This window comes from Nocardiopsis sp. NPDC007018, from assembly GCF_040635075.1.
Lineage (GTDB): Bacteria > Actinomycetota > Actinomycetes > Streptosporangiales > Streptosporangiaceae > Nocardiopsis.
The window spans coordinates 55,982-69,831 of the sequence record NZ_JBEYHA010000020.1 but is presented as its reverse complement, the minus strand read 5'-3'; the positions used below and the strand labels follow the sequence as shown (position 1 = coordinate 69,831).

Genomic DNA, 13,850 nt, shown 5'->3' with positions numbered 1-13,850 from the left:
CGCAGAACCCCCTCCGGCAGCCGGGGCGCCGCGTCTCCGGCGTGTTCGCGCGACCCCTTGCCCCTCGGCACCGCGTGCTCCATGATGCGTCCGACACCAACGGATGACGGAACCCGCCGAGTGGGGCCACTCCGCGCCCCCCGTGCGGCTGTACAGAAACGGGTCCCATGCCGAGTGAAGGAAAAGCCCGGGCCGAGTACGAACGTCTCTACTCCGCCGCCGCATGGATGCTGGCGTTGGAACACCCGTGGAGCCGGAAGCGGGGCTGGTCGCAGGAACGAATGACGGCCTGGTGTGACCTGGCGCGAGTATTGGCCTCCGACGCGCGGGACACCTCCGGGCCCGGGGACCCCTCCGATCCGACACGGCACCTGCTGACCCGTCGGGGTCCCGGAGACCAGCCCGTGCCCCTGGCCGGTGCTGCCCGGGACTGGTGGGCCCGGCTGGAGGGGGCGGGCCAGTTCCGACACCCCGGTTACGTGCTGCTGGACCACCCCGAGATCTACGGGGACGTCGCCTTCGAGCCCGGTTCGTGTGTGATCGTCACCGACCGATGGGTGTCCGCCGTGGCGCGGGTGACAGCCGACCTCGAACGGCGCCTTGCCCCGGGACTACCCGCATGTGAGATCGCACCTGAGGCTGGCACTCTCTCCGTGACCCTGCACGAGATCGCCGATCACCTGCGCGGTGCGATCACCGGCCGGGGACCCACTCCCCGCCCCGGCCGGGCTTCCTGGGTCGCCTCGACCCCGGAACCGTTCGCCACTCGGGCCGACACCTCACGCCGGGAGCTCCTGCGAGAGGTGGCTCGGCGCGCGGCCGACCAGATCCCTTCTCGGGAACGCCTCATCGCCGCGAAAGACCGCAGCGTCGGTAGGAAGACGGCCCTGGCGGCACAGACCCTGCGGCGGGTCCTCGCGGGAGAGGAGGACCAGCCCTGGCGCGACCGCGGCACGATGGACCCCGGGCACGCCCTGATGGCGGGAAGTCGTGACCCCTCCTTCCGCAGTATGGACGAGAAGTTCCGACGAGAGCTGTTCGGGGAGTCCCCGCTTCCGAGGGTGCCGGTCGAACGGGAGTACGCCGAGCCGTACCGGCCTGGCGAACCCCTCTGGAAGGCGCTGGTCCCGGGGACCGTGGACGTCGTCGCGGAGATCCTCGACGAGGCCGCGGCCCGCCTCGAACCCGGCCGTTCCACGGCCATGGTCGGCTACGACGCCCAGGTCTTCTCGCACCTGTGCGGCAGGATCACCGACCGCCTGTTCGGGCTGTGAGCCGAAGGGTCGGAGGAGTCGTTCCCTGTCATCGCCGTACCGGGTGTCGGGCGGCCGGGCGGGCCCGGACTTCCGACGCTCGGAATTCCCCGGTCCCCTTCCAAGAGCCAACGTTCACTTCTCACGTCCGCTCAGCGGTGTTAAGGTGCCCGGCATGCTCTCAGCGCGCTCGATCTCCGAGGCCCGCCTGTACATCGAACTGCGTTCTTGTGGGGACTGCGGCGGCTCTTGGACGGCGCCTCTGCACAGGCTGAACCTCATCGGTGGTCGACCGGTCGCCGTCGACACGGTCGCGTGTTTCTCCTGCGGTCGCCAGGAGCGGTTCGAATTCCTCCTCCCGACGGAAGTGGAGACCGCGTCGGGGTACGGGGGCGCGGACAGCTCACAGATCGTGGACGCCGGAGAATTCCTGTGGGCCAGTGATCACTACGCCGACCTCGCCTTCGACCGGAGGGACGCGGCCACGCCCCAGGAGCGGGCCGCGGTCGCCGAACTCCTGAAACGGTCGGTCAACGCGCTGGAAGAGGTCCTCAAGTTCGTGCCGGGGGATGCTGACCGCGTGCCTTTGGACGACATCACGTCCGACCGGGGGCGTTCTCTCTACGGGAACAACCCCGATCGTTTCCGAGCGGGCCACGTGGAGGCAGAACTGCTGAATCTGTGCCGACTGTGGGATGCCTATGGAGTCCAGGAACCGAGAGGTGCCCACCCCGAGTGATCGACCGGGAGTCCGCGTTCCCAGTGTCCGCCCAGTGGTCGGCGAGTACTCGGGGGCTCCACCCGCGCTCCCCGGGTCAGGTGCCGCGGAGGAACTCCTCCGCCTGGCTGCGCAGCGGTTCGGGGGCGGCGGACCAGACGGGGAAGCTCATCAGCTCGCGCAGCTTGACCGCCTTCACCTCCCGCGGGGCGTCCTTGCTCAGACGAAGGTGGAACCAGGCCTGGTCCAGCTGGTCGAAGGGCAGGTCCCAGGACACACCGACGCCCTCCTCCACGTGGCCGGGCGGCGGTGAGAAGACGGCGACCTCGTCGGCGGTCGCGGCCGGTTCGATCTGCAGGAGGGTGAGGTCGAGCCGTTCGAAGAGGTCGCGGAACAGCGCCCGGTGTCTTTCGACGGTCTCGGTCGAGGGACGTTCTCCCTTGTGGAAGTAGACGGAGAGCAGCCATCCGTCGTCGCCGCTGCGCCCGAGCTCCAGGAGGAGGCGCCGGGCGTCGTCGGTGAAGTAGCGGTGCGCGATGCTCGTCGCCGCGCCGTACCCCTCGGTGCGGGGCGTGTCCTCGTCGAGCCCGAGCGTCTCGTGGAGCCACCGCACCTGGTCGGTGGTGAGGTCTCCGTAGGCGTGGGCGATGAGTGCGGGCAGGAACACGGGTGGAGTCCCTTCCGTGGTCGGGGCCGTGCGGACCCTCGGGTGGGGCCGCCCCACACACGGGTCAGGGAGTGTGACTGGTCGACTGCCACGCTAGCGGCACGGGACGTTCGGCTGAAGGGCCGGGTGGACCGCGGAGTCCGGACACGCAGAGCGTCCTGCCCTACTGTGCCGGTGTGACTACGCGATGGACGATCCACGGCGAGAAGCTGGTGGACGAGAACCGGCACATCCGACTGTCCACGGTCGACGTCACCCTCCCGGACGGGGTGTCCTTCACGCAGTACGTCGTGGCCATGCCCCCGGCGGCGATGACGCTGGTGGTCAACGACCAGGCCGGGCGATGACCACATTGCCCCCAAGGCCCGACCTCTACGGAAAGCGCGTCACGCCCGGCCCGCCACGCCCGCTGACGGTTCCTGCGCCTGGAGCGCACCTGGCCCTGGGCACAGGCGTTCACCACGGTGATCCGAAGTGTTCACGCCGTCGCCGAGCGCGCCAACACACTGCTCCGGCTCGAACACGGCCGCACCGCCTGAACATAGATCACCAACCGTCACGAGACGTTACCGAGAACGGTTCAATGCTGACTCAAGCTCTGCCATACCACTGCGGTAGTGATCAAGGCGCGTGTTGATCTCTTCACGGTGGAAGCGCTCAGGCGATTCCTCTCTGACGGATCTTCCCAGGTCAGAGAAGAACGCACTTTCCGGAACCTCGTCAGCCCTTTCCGGAATGAACTTCAGGACCTCTTCAAGCATGACGACCGCACGCTGCATGAGGGAACGGGCCACACGGAGTTCCTCCTTCGAGAGACCCGTGACATCCACCGGGACTTCCGACGCTCCTCTGTCACCGAGCCACAGGAACTCTCCCGGATCGATGATGCTTGATGGCGTACTTCCACCGATCGCCGGGTAACCTGCTCGTTCTCTGGTCTCGAGTTCGAACTCATACCGACCTGACCCGGAACAGCGTCCGCACTGCCCCTCGTAGACAGCGACGAACACTCCGTCACGCTTCTCCAGCCAGTGATCTACCTGATCCAGGATGGGGTAATCGCATGAGCACAGGTGAAGCTGTAGATAGAGGCGGGCCTCTCGGATGGATCGCGCGTACAGCATGGTCGCGATACTAATCGGGGATCGTCCCTGTCGACGACTGGTGTCCGGTCATAACGGTGACAGGGAATCGGTGGCCGCGCGAACCTCGACGCGCGGCGCGGAGGTGGCGACGCAGTGTTCACTCGAAGGGGGCGTCGTGCCCGAACGAGACCCTGTGGCGATACGGCCCGCGGCTAAGGATCGGCTCCCCCGGATCGTGAGGGAAGAGTTCGGCGAAGCCTTTCGGCGGCAGATCGAAATGAAACGTGAGGGTCGGCGCGAATTCTTCGCTCTCGGCGACTCGAACAACACCCCCTTCACGATCCGTGTTGACGCGGGACCACTTCCGGACAACGAGCTCGCCCGCGTTTACGGGAACACGTCCTCGACTAACCATGTCATTCTGCCCTCCGATCAACTGGATATCTGGACCGAGATCGGGTTCTGCTGGGCGACGAGGTTGGCGAAGGGCACTTCGAGGCCCATGCCACCGACCACTGGCTGGTGGTCGGTATGGGAGGCACGGGCGTTTCAGTAGTTGAAGCCATCCTCCAGGAGAACCCGAACGCCCGTGTCACGATTCTGGGCGGCGAACCCGCGTTCGTGCTCCAGAACGCCGTTCGGCTCAAGGAGCTGACAGAGCGGTACGGCCCCGACGGCGACGGGCGTCTGACGAAGATCGATGGTCGGCTCTTGTCACTGGACGCGCCACCGGACCGGATGGCCGTCCGCGGGTTCACGTTGAGGCTGTGGACACGAAGAAGGCCCCTGGCGCGCGAACCGTGTTCGCTGCTCAGGGGCCGTCTTGCTTACGGAGCGGATGACGGGAATCGAACCCGCGTTATCAGCTTGGGAAGCTGAAGTTCTACCATTGAACTACATCCGCGTCGGGACGCCCGAGGGGCTGTCCAACGCTGGCTATCCTAGCCCAACTCCGGGCCCGGAAGGCAAGTCGGCGGGGTGAGCGGTGCTGCGGACGGCGTGTTCTCGCAGGCGGTAAGTTCGGAGCGTGCTGCTCTCCGATCGCGATATCAGGTCAGAAATCGACTCCGGGCGGGTCCGGATCGATCCCTTCGAACCCTCCCTCGTCCAGCCGTCGAGCATCGACGTCCGCCTCGACCGGTTCTTCCGGGTCTTCGAGAACCACAAGTACCCCCACATCGACCCCTCTGTGGAGCAGCCGGACCTGACCCGGCTGGTCGAGACCGACGGGGAGGAGGCGTTCATCCTTCACCCCGGCGAGTTCGTGCTGGCCTCCACCTACGAGGTGGTGACGCTGCCGGACGACATCGCGAGCCGGTTGGAGGGCAAGAGCTCCCTGGGGCGGCTGGGGTTGCTGACGCACTCCACGGCCGGGTTCATCGACCCCGGTTTCTCCGGGCACGTCACCCTGGAGCTGTCCAACGTGGCCACGCTCCCGATCAAGCTCTACCCGGGGATGAAGATCGGCCAGCTGTGCATGTTCCGGCTGACCTCGCCCGCGGAGCGCCCCTATGGTTCGGCGGCGTACGGGTCCCGGTACCAGGGCCAGCGCGGGCCCACTCCGTCGCGGTCGCACCAGAACTTCGTGCGGACCCGGATCGTCGAGGGGTAGCCGGGCGGGGCCCTCTGGATCACCGGAGGGCGCTTACGGTACGGTCATGTACTGACACGTTCTGTCGCATTTACCCTCTGTCTCGTGAGTGTGATGCAGCTCACCCTCGTGTGGCTAGTGGCATAGATCACATATGGACGTTTTCCGACGTCGGCATCCCGTGTCACAGGTCGGCGGACGGGTTTTATGGCGCCTAAACCTGTTATCTGGTAGTGACATGCCGCCTGAACTGTGTGTTCATATCTCGGTAAGGTTGCGCCCCGACGTGAACCAGGTAGTGGTTTCGCCCGATTCGGGTGCGCACGGAGGGGGCTCTGCGCGGACCGGCTACCTGAAGTAGCCGCGGGCCGTGCGTGGGGTGATCACATCCCGCTCGGCCTCGCGCCAGGGACAGCCCCCTTGAGGAGACCGTGCCAGTAGTACGCGCAGACCACCTGTACAAGGTGTTCGGTAGGCAGTCGAAGGCGGCCGTCGAACGGCTTGCCGACGGCAGCCACCGCGACACCATCGCCGACCTCGACGTGACCGCTGCCGTCATCGACGTGTCCTTCGAGGTCCAACCCGGCGAGATCTTCGTCGTCATGGGCCTGTCGGGATCAGGGAAGTCCACCCTGATCCGCATGCTCAACGGACTTCTCGACGCCACGTCCGGATCGGTCGAGATCGACGGCGTCGACATCACCACCCTGAGCCACAAGAACCTGCTGAAGCTGCGCGGCGAGAAGATCAGCATGGTCTTCCAGCACTTCGCCCTGCTGCCGCACCGCACGGTTCTGGAGAACGCCGCCTACGGGCTGGAGCTGCGCGGCCTCCCGCGCGCCGAGCGTTTCGCCAAGGCCAAGGAGACCCTCGCCCTCGTGGGGCTGGAGGGGTGGGAGGACAAGCTCCCGCAGCAGCTTTCGGGCGGTATGCAGCAGCGCGTGGGCCTGGCCCGCGCCCTGGCGGCCGACACCGACATCATCCTGATGGACGAGGCCTTCAGCGCCCTGGACCCGCTGATCCGTCGCGACATGCAGACGCAGCTCCTGGAGCTCCAGGCGACGCTGGGCAAGACCATCATCTTCATCACGCACGACCTCAACGAGGCCATGCGTCTCGGTGACCGGATCTGCGTGCTCCGCGACGGCCGGGTGGCCCAGATCGGTGAGGCCTCGGAGATCCTGAACTCTCCCGCGAACGAGTACGTCGAGCGCTTCGTCGAGGACGTCGACCGCAGCCGCGTGCTCACGGCGGCCGGGGCCCTGGCGGCTGTCGCCGTCGACGCCGACGCCCCCGAGGTCGCCGCTGACACCCTGGTCGCCGACCTGTTCACCAGCGTCGCCACCGAGAACCGCCTCCGCGTCGTCTCGGGCGACGGAGAGGTGCTGGGCATGGTCACCCGCGAGTCCGTGCTCGCCGCGCTGGTGCAGGGTGAGACCGCGGAGGTGGCCCAGTGACCCCGGTCGACTTCCCTCCGTCGCTGCCCATCGGTGACGGCTTCGAGGCCGTCAACTCCTGGCTGAAGAGCAACTTCGGCCTGTTCTTCGACCTCACCGGCGACTTCATCCGCTGGGCGGTCTCCGTCCTGTCCGGGTTCTTCGTGGACCCCGCGGCCGGTCAGCTCGCCTTCCTCGCGGCCGTGATCATCGCGGTCCCGTTGGTGCGCGCCCGTCGCGTCCCGCTGCTCGCCATCGTCGTGGTGGTCTCGCTCCTGTACATCGCCGAAGCCCAGTTCGCTCTGGTGACGGGCTTCGTCAACAGCGTGCCGGGGCTCTTCCGCTGGGCGATGGGCGTGTTCGACACGAACATCGAGCCCACCTTCGTCGTCTCGCTGGTCTTCCTGATCGCGACGGCGGTGCTGGGCGTGGTGGACCAGGCCAACCGCGTGCGCACGGGGATCGTCGCGGGCGGATGGCTGGTTCTGGCGCTGCTGGGCTGGCTGGTCCTGCCCGCGCTCGTGACCGACCCCACGGCCGTGTTGATGATCCTGCTGCTGAGCCTGCTCGCGCTCTCGGTGGCCGGATGGCGTCTGGGCGTCTTCGCGCTGGTCGCGCTGACCGTGGTGGCGTCCGTGGGCCAGTGGCCCAACGCCATGGACACCCTCGGCCTGGTGCTGGTGGCCAGCCTGATCGCGGTGGTCATCGCGATCCCCATCGGCATCCTGGCCGCCTACAACGACGTCGTCAGCAAGGTCACCAAGCCCGTTCTGGACCTGATGCAGACGCTCCCGGCGTTCGTCTACCTGATCCCGGCGATCTTCTTCTTCTCCATCGGTGCGGTGCCCGGTGTGGTCGCGACCATCGTGTTCGCGATGCCGCCCGGTGTGCGCCTGACCGAGCTGGGCATCCGCCAGATCGACAAGGAGCTGGTCGAGGCGGGCGAGGCCTTCGGCGCCCCCAGGCACAAGATCCTCACCGGTATCCAGCTGCCGCTGGCCCTGCCGACGATCATGGCCGGTGTGAACCAGGTGATCATGCTGGGCCTGTCCATGGTCGTCATCGCGGGCATGGTCGGCGCCGGCGGTCTCGGCAGCCAGGTGTACCAGGGCATCACCCGCAACGACGGTGCGCTGGGCTTCGAGGCCGGTATCGCCGTGGTGATCCTGGCGATCTTCCTGGACCGCCTGACCGCCGCCGTCACCCGCAAGAGTCCCCAGGCCAGGGTCGGCAGTGCGTCCTGACACCGGTCTTTTCCCCGTAGTCCTGATGGAAGGAATCCAGATGAACAGCCGTAAGCGCATGATGGCCCTGGCCGCGGCAGGTATGAGCGGTGTGCTCCTGCTGACCGCCTGTGGCGGTGGCGGCGAGGACCTGACCGGCGGCTCCGGCGAGAGCGGCGGTGCGGGCACCGGCGACGACCTCAAGGACATCAACATCGCGCTGATCGCCTGGGAGGAGGCGATCGCGGTCACCCACATGTGGGAGGTCATCCTGGAGGAGAAGGGCTACAACGTGGACGTCACCGACGTCGACGTGGCGCCGATGTACCAGGGCGCCGCCAACGGTGCTATCGACCTGTTCCTCGACACCTGGCTCCCGACCACCCACGAGACCCAGTGGGACACCTACGGGGACCAGCTGGAGGACCTGGGCTCCTGGTACGACAACGCCGTCCTGACGCTGACCGTCCCCGCCTACATGGAGGACGTCAACTCGATCCCGGACCTGCTCGACCACGCGGACGAGCTGGACAACCGCATCGTCGGTATCGACTCCGGCGCTGGTCTCACCATCACCACCCAAGACTCGGCCATGCCGGGCTACGGGCTGGACGACGACTTCGAGCTGGTGACCTCCTCCGGCGCGGCGATGCTCGCGGAGCTGGACTCGGCGATCGCCGACGAGGAGCCCATCGTCGTCACCCTGTGGCGTCCGCACCCGGTCTATGTCAAGCACGACCTCAAGGACCTCGAGGACCCCGAGGGCCTCATGGGTGGTGCCGAGACGATCCACGCGGTCGGCCGTGACGGTTTCGGTTCGGACTACCCGCAGCTCTCCGCCTGGCTGGAGGACTGGAGCATGAGCGACGACGAGCTCGCCTCCCTGGAGGCGCTGACCGTCGGCGAAGACGCTGACGACCCCGAGGCCGGGGCGCGCGAGTGGCTCTCCGAGAACCCCGAGTTCCTGGAGCGCACCCTCGGCGACGACGCCCAGGGCCTCGAGTTCTAGGACTCACGGTGTGTCCCCTGTCACGGGGTGTACCGAATGCCCGTTCTGTCGGGTAGACATACGATGACGGCCGCCTTCACCGCGTGTGGGGGCGGCCTTCGTCTGGGCGAGGTTCCGGAACAGCGCCGACGGCCCCATGGGGTGCCCCTCACGTCGGCCGGTTCCGCGTGTGTGCGTACGGGGGGAACGAGGACATGAGGGTCGGTCGTGGACGAGGGACGGCGCTGGCGTCTGCAGGGCTGGGCGGTGCGCTCCTGCTCTCCGCCTGTTCGGGGGGCCCGGCCGGAGGCGGCTCCGAGGCGGGCGAGGACCTGCGGGAGGTCAACATCGCGTTGATCGCCTGGGAGGAGGCCGTGGCGGTCACCCACATGTGGGAGGCCATCCTGGAGGAGAAGGGCTACGACGTGACGGTCACCGAGGTCGACGTGGCCCCGGCCTTCCAGGGGGTGGCCGACGGCGAACTCGACCTGTACCTGGACATGTGGCTTCCGGTCACGCACCACGAGTACATGGAGCGGCACCGGGACAGTATCGAGAGCCTGGGCTCCTGGTACGACAACGCCGTCCTCACCCTCGCGGTACCGGAGTACGTGGAGGACGTGCGGTCGATCGACGACCTCCCCGCGCACGCGGACGCGCTGGGCGGCTCGATCGTGGGCATCGAACCGGACGCCGGTCTGACCCAGGTCACCCGTGACCAGGCCATGCCCCTGTACGGGTTGGACGAGGGCTTCGAGTTGGAGACGTCGTCGGGCGCGGGGATGATGGAGCGGCTGGACGGCGCGATCGCCGAGGAGCGGCCCGTCGTCGTGACGCTGTGGCGCCCGCACCCCGCGTACGCGCAGTACGACCTGCGTGACCTGGAGGACCCGCAGGGCGGTATGGGCGGCACCGAGGGGCTGCACTCGATCGGGCGCGCGGGGTTCGGCGAGGACTACCCCGAGCTGGCCGGGTGGCTGCGCGACTGGACGATGGACGACGACGAGCTGGCGTCCCTGGAGGCGCTCACGGTCGGCCCCGGGGTCGACGACCCCGCGGCCGGGGCGCGCGAGTGGCTCTCCCAGAACCCGCTGTTCCTGGAGCGCACGCTGATGGACGCGGCCGAGGGGCTGGAGTTCTGACCGGCCGGTCCACCGGAGACGGCGGAAGGGTCCGCCTCCCCTCGGGGAGGCGGACCCTTCCGTTGGGGCCGGGGTCAGGGGGCGTAGTAGCCGCCCTGGGCTCCGCCGACGCTGCGTTGGTTGGCCGCGCCCGGCCTCTCGCGCCTGGGCAGCGCGTAGGCGGCCAGGAGTCCGCCCAGGAAGCCGAACAGGTGCGCCTGCCAGGAGACGCCGGGGTGTTGGGGCAGGACCCCCCAGATCATCGTTCCGTAGAAGATGACCACGCAGATCATGATGACGATGTCGACGGTCCTGCGTTCGATGATGCCGCGTAGCACCGTGTAGCCGAAGTAGCCGAAGACCAGCCCGCTGGCACCCACCGTCACGACGTGCGCGGGGGTGAACAGCCACACGCCGACGCCGCTGACGACGGCGACGATGAGTGTGGTGAGCAGGAACCGGCCCAGGCCGCTGAAGGCGACGAGGGCTCCCAGCACCAGGAACGGCAGCGAGTTGCCGATCAGGTGGGCGAAGTTGCCGTGCATGAAGGGCGCGGTCAGGACGGTCCAGGGCGCGTCGGTGTTGCGGGCCTGGATGCCGAACTGCCGGTCGAGGTGTCCCCCGAGCGGGGTGTCGAGGATCTCGAGGACCCACATGGCCGCGAGCATCCCCGCGACGGTCAGGATGGCGGTGATTCTGGACTGCTTCACCCCATCGAGACTAGATGAAGCTGCCTTGGGTCGGTATGTTCCCGGGGCGCGTGTGGGCGAAATGATCTGTTGTGTTCACAGATGACTGCTGTGTCGCGCCCGTCCCCGGGGTGGCCGTACCGGGCTGTCAGGAGGTCAGGGAGCGCTTGCGCGGCGGGATTCCGGACACGGCCATGAACGCCTCCACCTTGGCCGGGTTGGTCATCCCGGTGAGCGGCAGGTAGGTGCGAGAGGTGCGGCGGCTCTTGAGCGAGGGGAAGCGCTTGGGCCGACCGGTGTGGTCGCACAGGCCCAGGGAGCGGATACGGCCGGGCAGCACGTAGTACGAGCCGATGTCGACGAAGGGCACCCGGACGACGTAGTCGCCTCTCTCGTAGCGGAACTCGTCCTCGGAGACCTCCAGGACCGGTGCCTTGATCCGGTGTCCGTCGAAGGCCGCGGCTCCGCCGAGGAGGGCGAGGAGGACGCCGAGCACGATGTTGGCCCAGTGGGCGGGGTCGACGGCCACGACCACGGCGCCCAGGGCGACCAGGGCGTAACCACCCCACAGCTCCACGTACTTGCGGCCTACGGGGCAGACCAGGCGGACCGGTTCGGACACGGCGGATGCCTCTCTCGCTGGGCGGGGCGCTGAGGATGACGGAGGCCGTCACTGGGAACCCTATCCGCTTCGTGGGTGCGGCCATCGCTGTTTCGGTCAGCTCGTGCGTGGGGTTCCGGACAGGGGCAAGGGGGTTTCCTCCTTCGTGTCGCTTTTGATCGAGTGGTGATCGGGTTATCCCATGAATTTCGCGCTGGTGTGTTCGGTGGGTTCGCGGGCGGAGGATGTGGCCCTCCGGTGCTTGTTTCGTGCCTTGTGCGAACTTTGGGTCGTTTGTCCTGTTCTCTCTCGGTAGTTGTTCGCACCGGAGTCGTAGTTAAACGACGTTTACGTTTGTCTTTTTGTCGCCTCCGGTCGTGATTGGCCCGCTGTGCTTTTCGGGTCTGTCCGAATCCCGCTGCCCCGAGGTCGCGTCCTTGGTGTCTGCTTGACCTGGCATGATGTGGAGATGTCCTGGTTGTTGCCCGGGTATTCGGAGTGCGTGTCCCAAGGTGGGTGGGCGCGGGTGCGAACTGGTTGCGGATGGGTCACGAAACCGGCATTGGGGCTATACAGACATTTCGCTTAATGGTCTTCTAATCGACTAATCGCCTAGTTTTGGTGGGTTGTGTCCCGCGGGGCGCCGACCCATGGCCTGTACGCATGAATGATCAAGGGTGTGACTATGTTCAAGCGCCGAAAGACGCTGGCGCTCGCCGCCGCGGCGACGTCAGCGGTCATGGTGGCCAGTGGTTGCGGTGGCGGAGGGGGTGACGGCGGCGGTGGCACCAAGGAGGTCACCTGGGTGATCAACAGCCTCCCCGGCGCCTGGCAGGCCACCAGCGTCGCCGGTGGCAGCGTGTACGTCATCCAGATGCTCTCCGGTGTGCTCCCCTACACCGGCCAGTGGCAGCCGGACGCGACGTACGAGTACAACATGGACGTCCTCGCCGAGGAGCCCCAGCTCATCAACGACGACCCCGACGAGGGGCCGTTCGAGTGGACCATCACGCTCGCCGACGACGCCGTCTGGAGCGACGAAGAGCCGATGACCGGTGAGGACCTGCGCGTCTCCTGGATGCTCGGCACCAGCCCGGACGAGGGCTACTGCGGCGGGTGCGACCCCGCTCCTCCGCCAGCAACGACAAGGTCGAGTCCGTCGAGGTCGACGGCAAGACCGCCACCTTCAAGCTCAAGGAGGGGCTGGCCGACCCGGAGTGGATGGGCCTCTTCGACGCGCACAGCCAGACCGGTGGCTTCGTGCCCGCGCACCTGGCCGAGGAGAACGGCTGGGACATCGACGACGCCGACGACCTGGGCGAGTACTACGCCTGGCTGCACTCCGAGCGCCCCGAGTGGTCCGGCGGCCCGTACATGATCACCGCGGGCGACCTGGAGAACGAGGTCGTCAAGGAGCCGAACCCCAACTGGTTCGGTGAGACCGAGCCCGCGCTCGACAAGATCACCATGCCGTACAACGCCGAAGAGGGCACCTTCGTCAACGCCTTCATCAACAACGAGATCGACGGCGCCAACCCGGCCGACTACAGCGAGGACGTCATCCTCCAGCTCCAGGACGTCGCCAACGCCGAGGTGACCGTCGCCGAGGGCGCCACCTGGGAGCACATCGACCTCAACCTGAGGAACGAGAAGCTGCAGGACGTCGAGCTGCGCCGCGCCATCTTCACCGCGATCGACCGCGACGACATCGCCAACCGCAACTTCGGCGCCGGCTACCCCGAGTACGAGCTGAAGAACAACCACACCTTCGGCGCGGACAGCCCCTACTTCGTCGACCACTACGAGAACGAGCCCCTGGGCACCGGCGACCTCGACGAGGCCCGGAGCATCCTGGAGGAGGCCGGCTACGAGGGCTTCGAGTCCGGTGAGACCCTCACGCTGGACGGCGACGAGATCGGCCCGTTCCGCCTGCGCAGCACCGACTCGACCGTCCGCAACACCTCGGTCCAGCTCATCCAGGCCCAGCTCTCCGAGATCGGCATCACGACCAACATCGAGATGACCGACGACCTCGGCGGCATGCTCGCCGCGGCCGAGTACGACATCGTCCAGTTCGGCTGGTCCGGTTCCCCGTACTTCGTGACCACCCCGCAGCAGCAGTGGCACTCCGAGAGCGGCAGCAACTTCGGCGGCTACGCCAACGACGAGGTCGACGAGCTGACCGAGGGCGTGGACAACGCCCCCGACCTGGACACCGCCGCCGACCTGTCCAACCAGGCCATGGCGATCCACGTTCCGGAGGCCTACGTCATGCCGATCATGGCGGAGCCGAACTACTTCTTCGCGAACTCGGACCGCCTCGTGAACGTCCACGACAACCTTCAGTCCAGCTACCGAGCCACCTACAACATCGGTGAGTGGGACGTCGCCAGCTAGTCCGGCGCACCACCCAGGTCCGGCCCCGGACACCCTCCCGGGGCCGGACCGGTCCTCGTCCACCCCTGAAGGATCACTCCC

11 protein-coding genes, 1 tRNA gene and 2 pseudogenes are annotated in these 13,850 nt (G+C 67.3%); 9 read left to right on the top strand and 5 right to left on the bottom strand.

Annotation, left to right across the window (positions count from 1 at the left end; all coding sequences use genetic code 11):
* The first annotated feature begins 167 nt into the window (after positions 1-167).
* Together ABZ635_RS13820 and ABZ635_RS13815 are read left to right on the top strand one after the other, a co-directional pair.
* Positions 168-1,274, top strand: coding sequence for a hypothetical protein (locus tag ABZ635_RS13820; protein ID WP_357763895.1), 1,107 nt, complete (start codon positions 168-170; stop codon positions 1,272-1,274).
* Between the two features lie 154 nt (positions 1,275-1,428).
* The gene (locus ABZ635_RS13815) at positions 1,429-1,992 is read left to right on the top strand and encodes a hypothetical protein (RefSeq protein WP_357763892.1); all 564 of its coding nucleotides are present in this window, start codon (positions 1,429-1,431) and stop codon (positions 1,990-1,992) included.
* A 76-nt stretch (positions 1,993-2,068) separates the two neighbouring features.
* On the opposite strand, the gene ABZ635_RS13810 is transcribed toward ABZ635_RS13815, so the two are convergent.
* Entirely contained in the window at positions 2,069-2,638 is a 570-nt protein-coding gene (locus ABZ635_RS13810) for a hypothetical protein (protein ID WP_357763890.1), read from the bottom strand.
* A 176-nt stretch (positions 2,639-2,814) separates the two neighbouring features.
* Here ABZ635_RS13810 and ABZ635_RS13805 point away from each other — a divergent pair.
* Positions 2,815-2,973, top strand: a pseudogene (locus tag ABZ635_RS13805) (NUDIX hydrolase); the annotation flags it as partial.
* Positions 2,974-3,204: 231 nt separating this feature from the next.
* On the opposite strand, the gene ABZ635_RS13800 reads toward ABZ635_RS13805, so the two are convergent.
* Complete coding sequence (locus ABZ635_RS13800) at positions 3,205-3,762, bottom strand: hypothetical protein (protein ID WP_357763887.1); 558 nt, start codon at positions 3,760-3,762, stop codon at positions 3,205-3,207.
* A 794-nt stretch (positions 3,763-4,556) separates the two neighbouring features.
* Positions 4,557-4,627, bottom strand: a tRNA-Gly gene (locus tag ABZ635_RS13795).
* A gap of 123 nt (positions 4,628-4,750) precedes the next feature.
* Between ABZ635_RS13795 and dcd the strand changes: the two genes are divergently transcribed.
* The 5 genes from dcd to ABZ635_RS13770 all read left to right on the top strand — a co-directional run bounded on the left by dcd (position 4,751) and on the right by ABZ635_RS13770 (position 10,103).
* On the top strand, positions 4,751-5,335 hold the full coding sequence (gene dcd / locus ABZ635_RS13790) for a dCTP deaminase (protein ID WP_357763884.1): 585 nt from the start codon (positions 4,751-4,753) through the stop codon (positions 5,333-5,335).
* A gap of 410 nt (positions 5,336-5,745) precedes the next feature.
* Positions 5,746-6,771, top strand: coding sequence for a glycine betaine/L-proline ABC transporter ATP-binding protein (locus tag ABZ635_RS13785; RefSeq protein WP_357763882.1), 1,026 nt, complete (start codon positions 5,746-5,748; stop codon positions 6,769-6,771).
* Positions 6,768-7,994: an ABC transporter permease subunit gene (locus ABZ635_RS13780; RefSeq protein WP_357763879.1), complete on the top strand. Its 1,227-nt coding sequence runs from the start codon at positions 6,768-6,770 to the stop codon at positions 7,992-7,994. The genes ABZ635_RS13785 and ABZ635_RS13780 overlap by 4 nt, the downstream gene beginning before the upstream one ends.
* Positions 7,995-8,034: 40 nt before the next feature.
* Positions 8,035-8,982: a glycine betaine ABC transporter substrate-binding protein gene (locus ABZ635_RS13775; protein WP_357763876.1), complete on the top strand. Its 948-nt coding sequence runs from the start codon at positions 8,035-8,037 to the stop codon at positions 8,980-8,982.
* 194 nt (positions 8,983-9,176) lie between these two features.
* Positions 9,177-10,103, top strand: a complete 927-nt coding sequence (locus tag ABZ635_RS13770; RefSeq protein WP_357763874.1) for a glycine betaine ABC transporter substrate-binding protein — start codon at positions 9,177-9,179, stop codon at positions 10,101-10,103.
* 74 nt (positions 10,104-10,177) lie between these two features.
* Here ABZ635_RS13770 and ABZ635_RS13765 read toward each other — a convergent pair whose 3' ends face one another.
* Together ABZ635_RS13765 and ABZ635_RS13760 are read right to left on the bottom strand one after the other, a co-directional pair.
* A complete protein-coding gene (locus tag ABZ635_RS13765) occupies positions 10,178-10,792 on the bottom strand; it encodes a rhomboid family intramembrane serine protease (protein ID WP_357763871.1) in 615 nt (204 codons plus the stop codon).
* A 127-nt stretch (positions 10,793-10,919) separates the two neighbouring features.
* Positions 10,920-11,393: a hypothetical protein gene (locus ABZ635_RS13760; protein ID WP_357763869.1), complete on the bottom strand. Its 474-nt coding sequence runs from the start codon at positions 11,391-11,393 to the stop codon at positions 10,920-10,922.
* 664 nt (positions 11,394-12,057) lie between these two features.
* Between ABZ635_RS13760 and ABZ635_RS13755 the strand changes: the two are divergent.
* Positions 12,058-13,769: pseudogene (locus ABZ635_RS13755) on the top strand (ABC transporter family substrate-binding protein).
* The last annotated feature ends 81 nt before the right edge of the window (positions 13,770-13,850 follow it).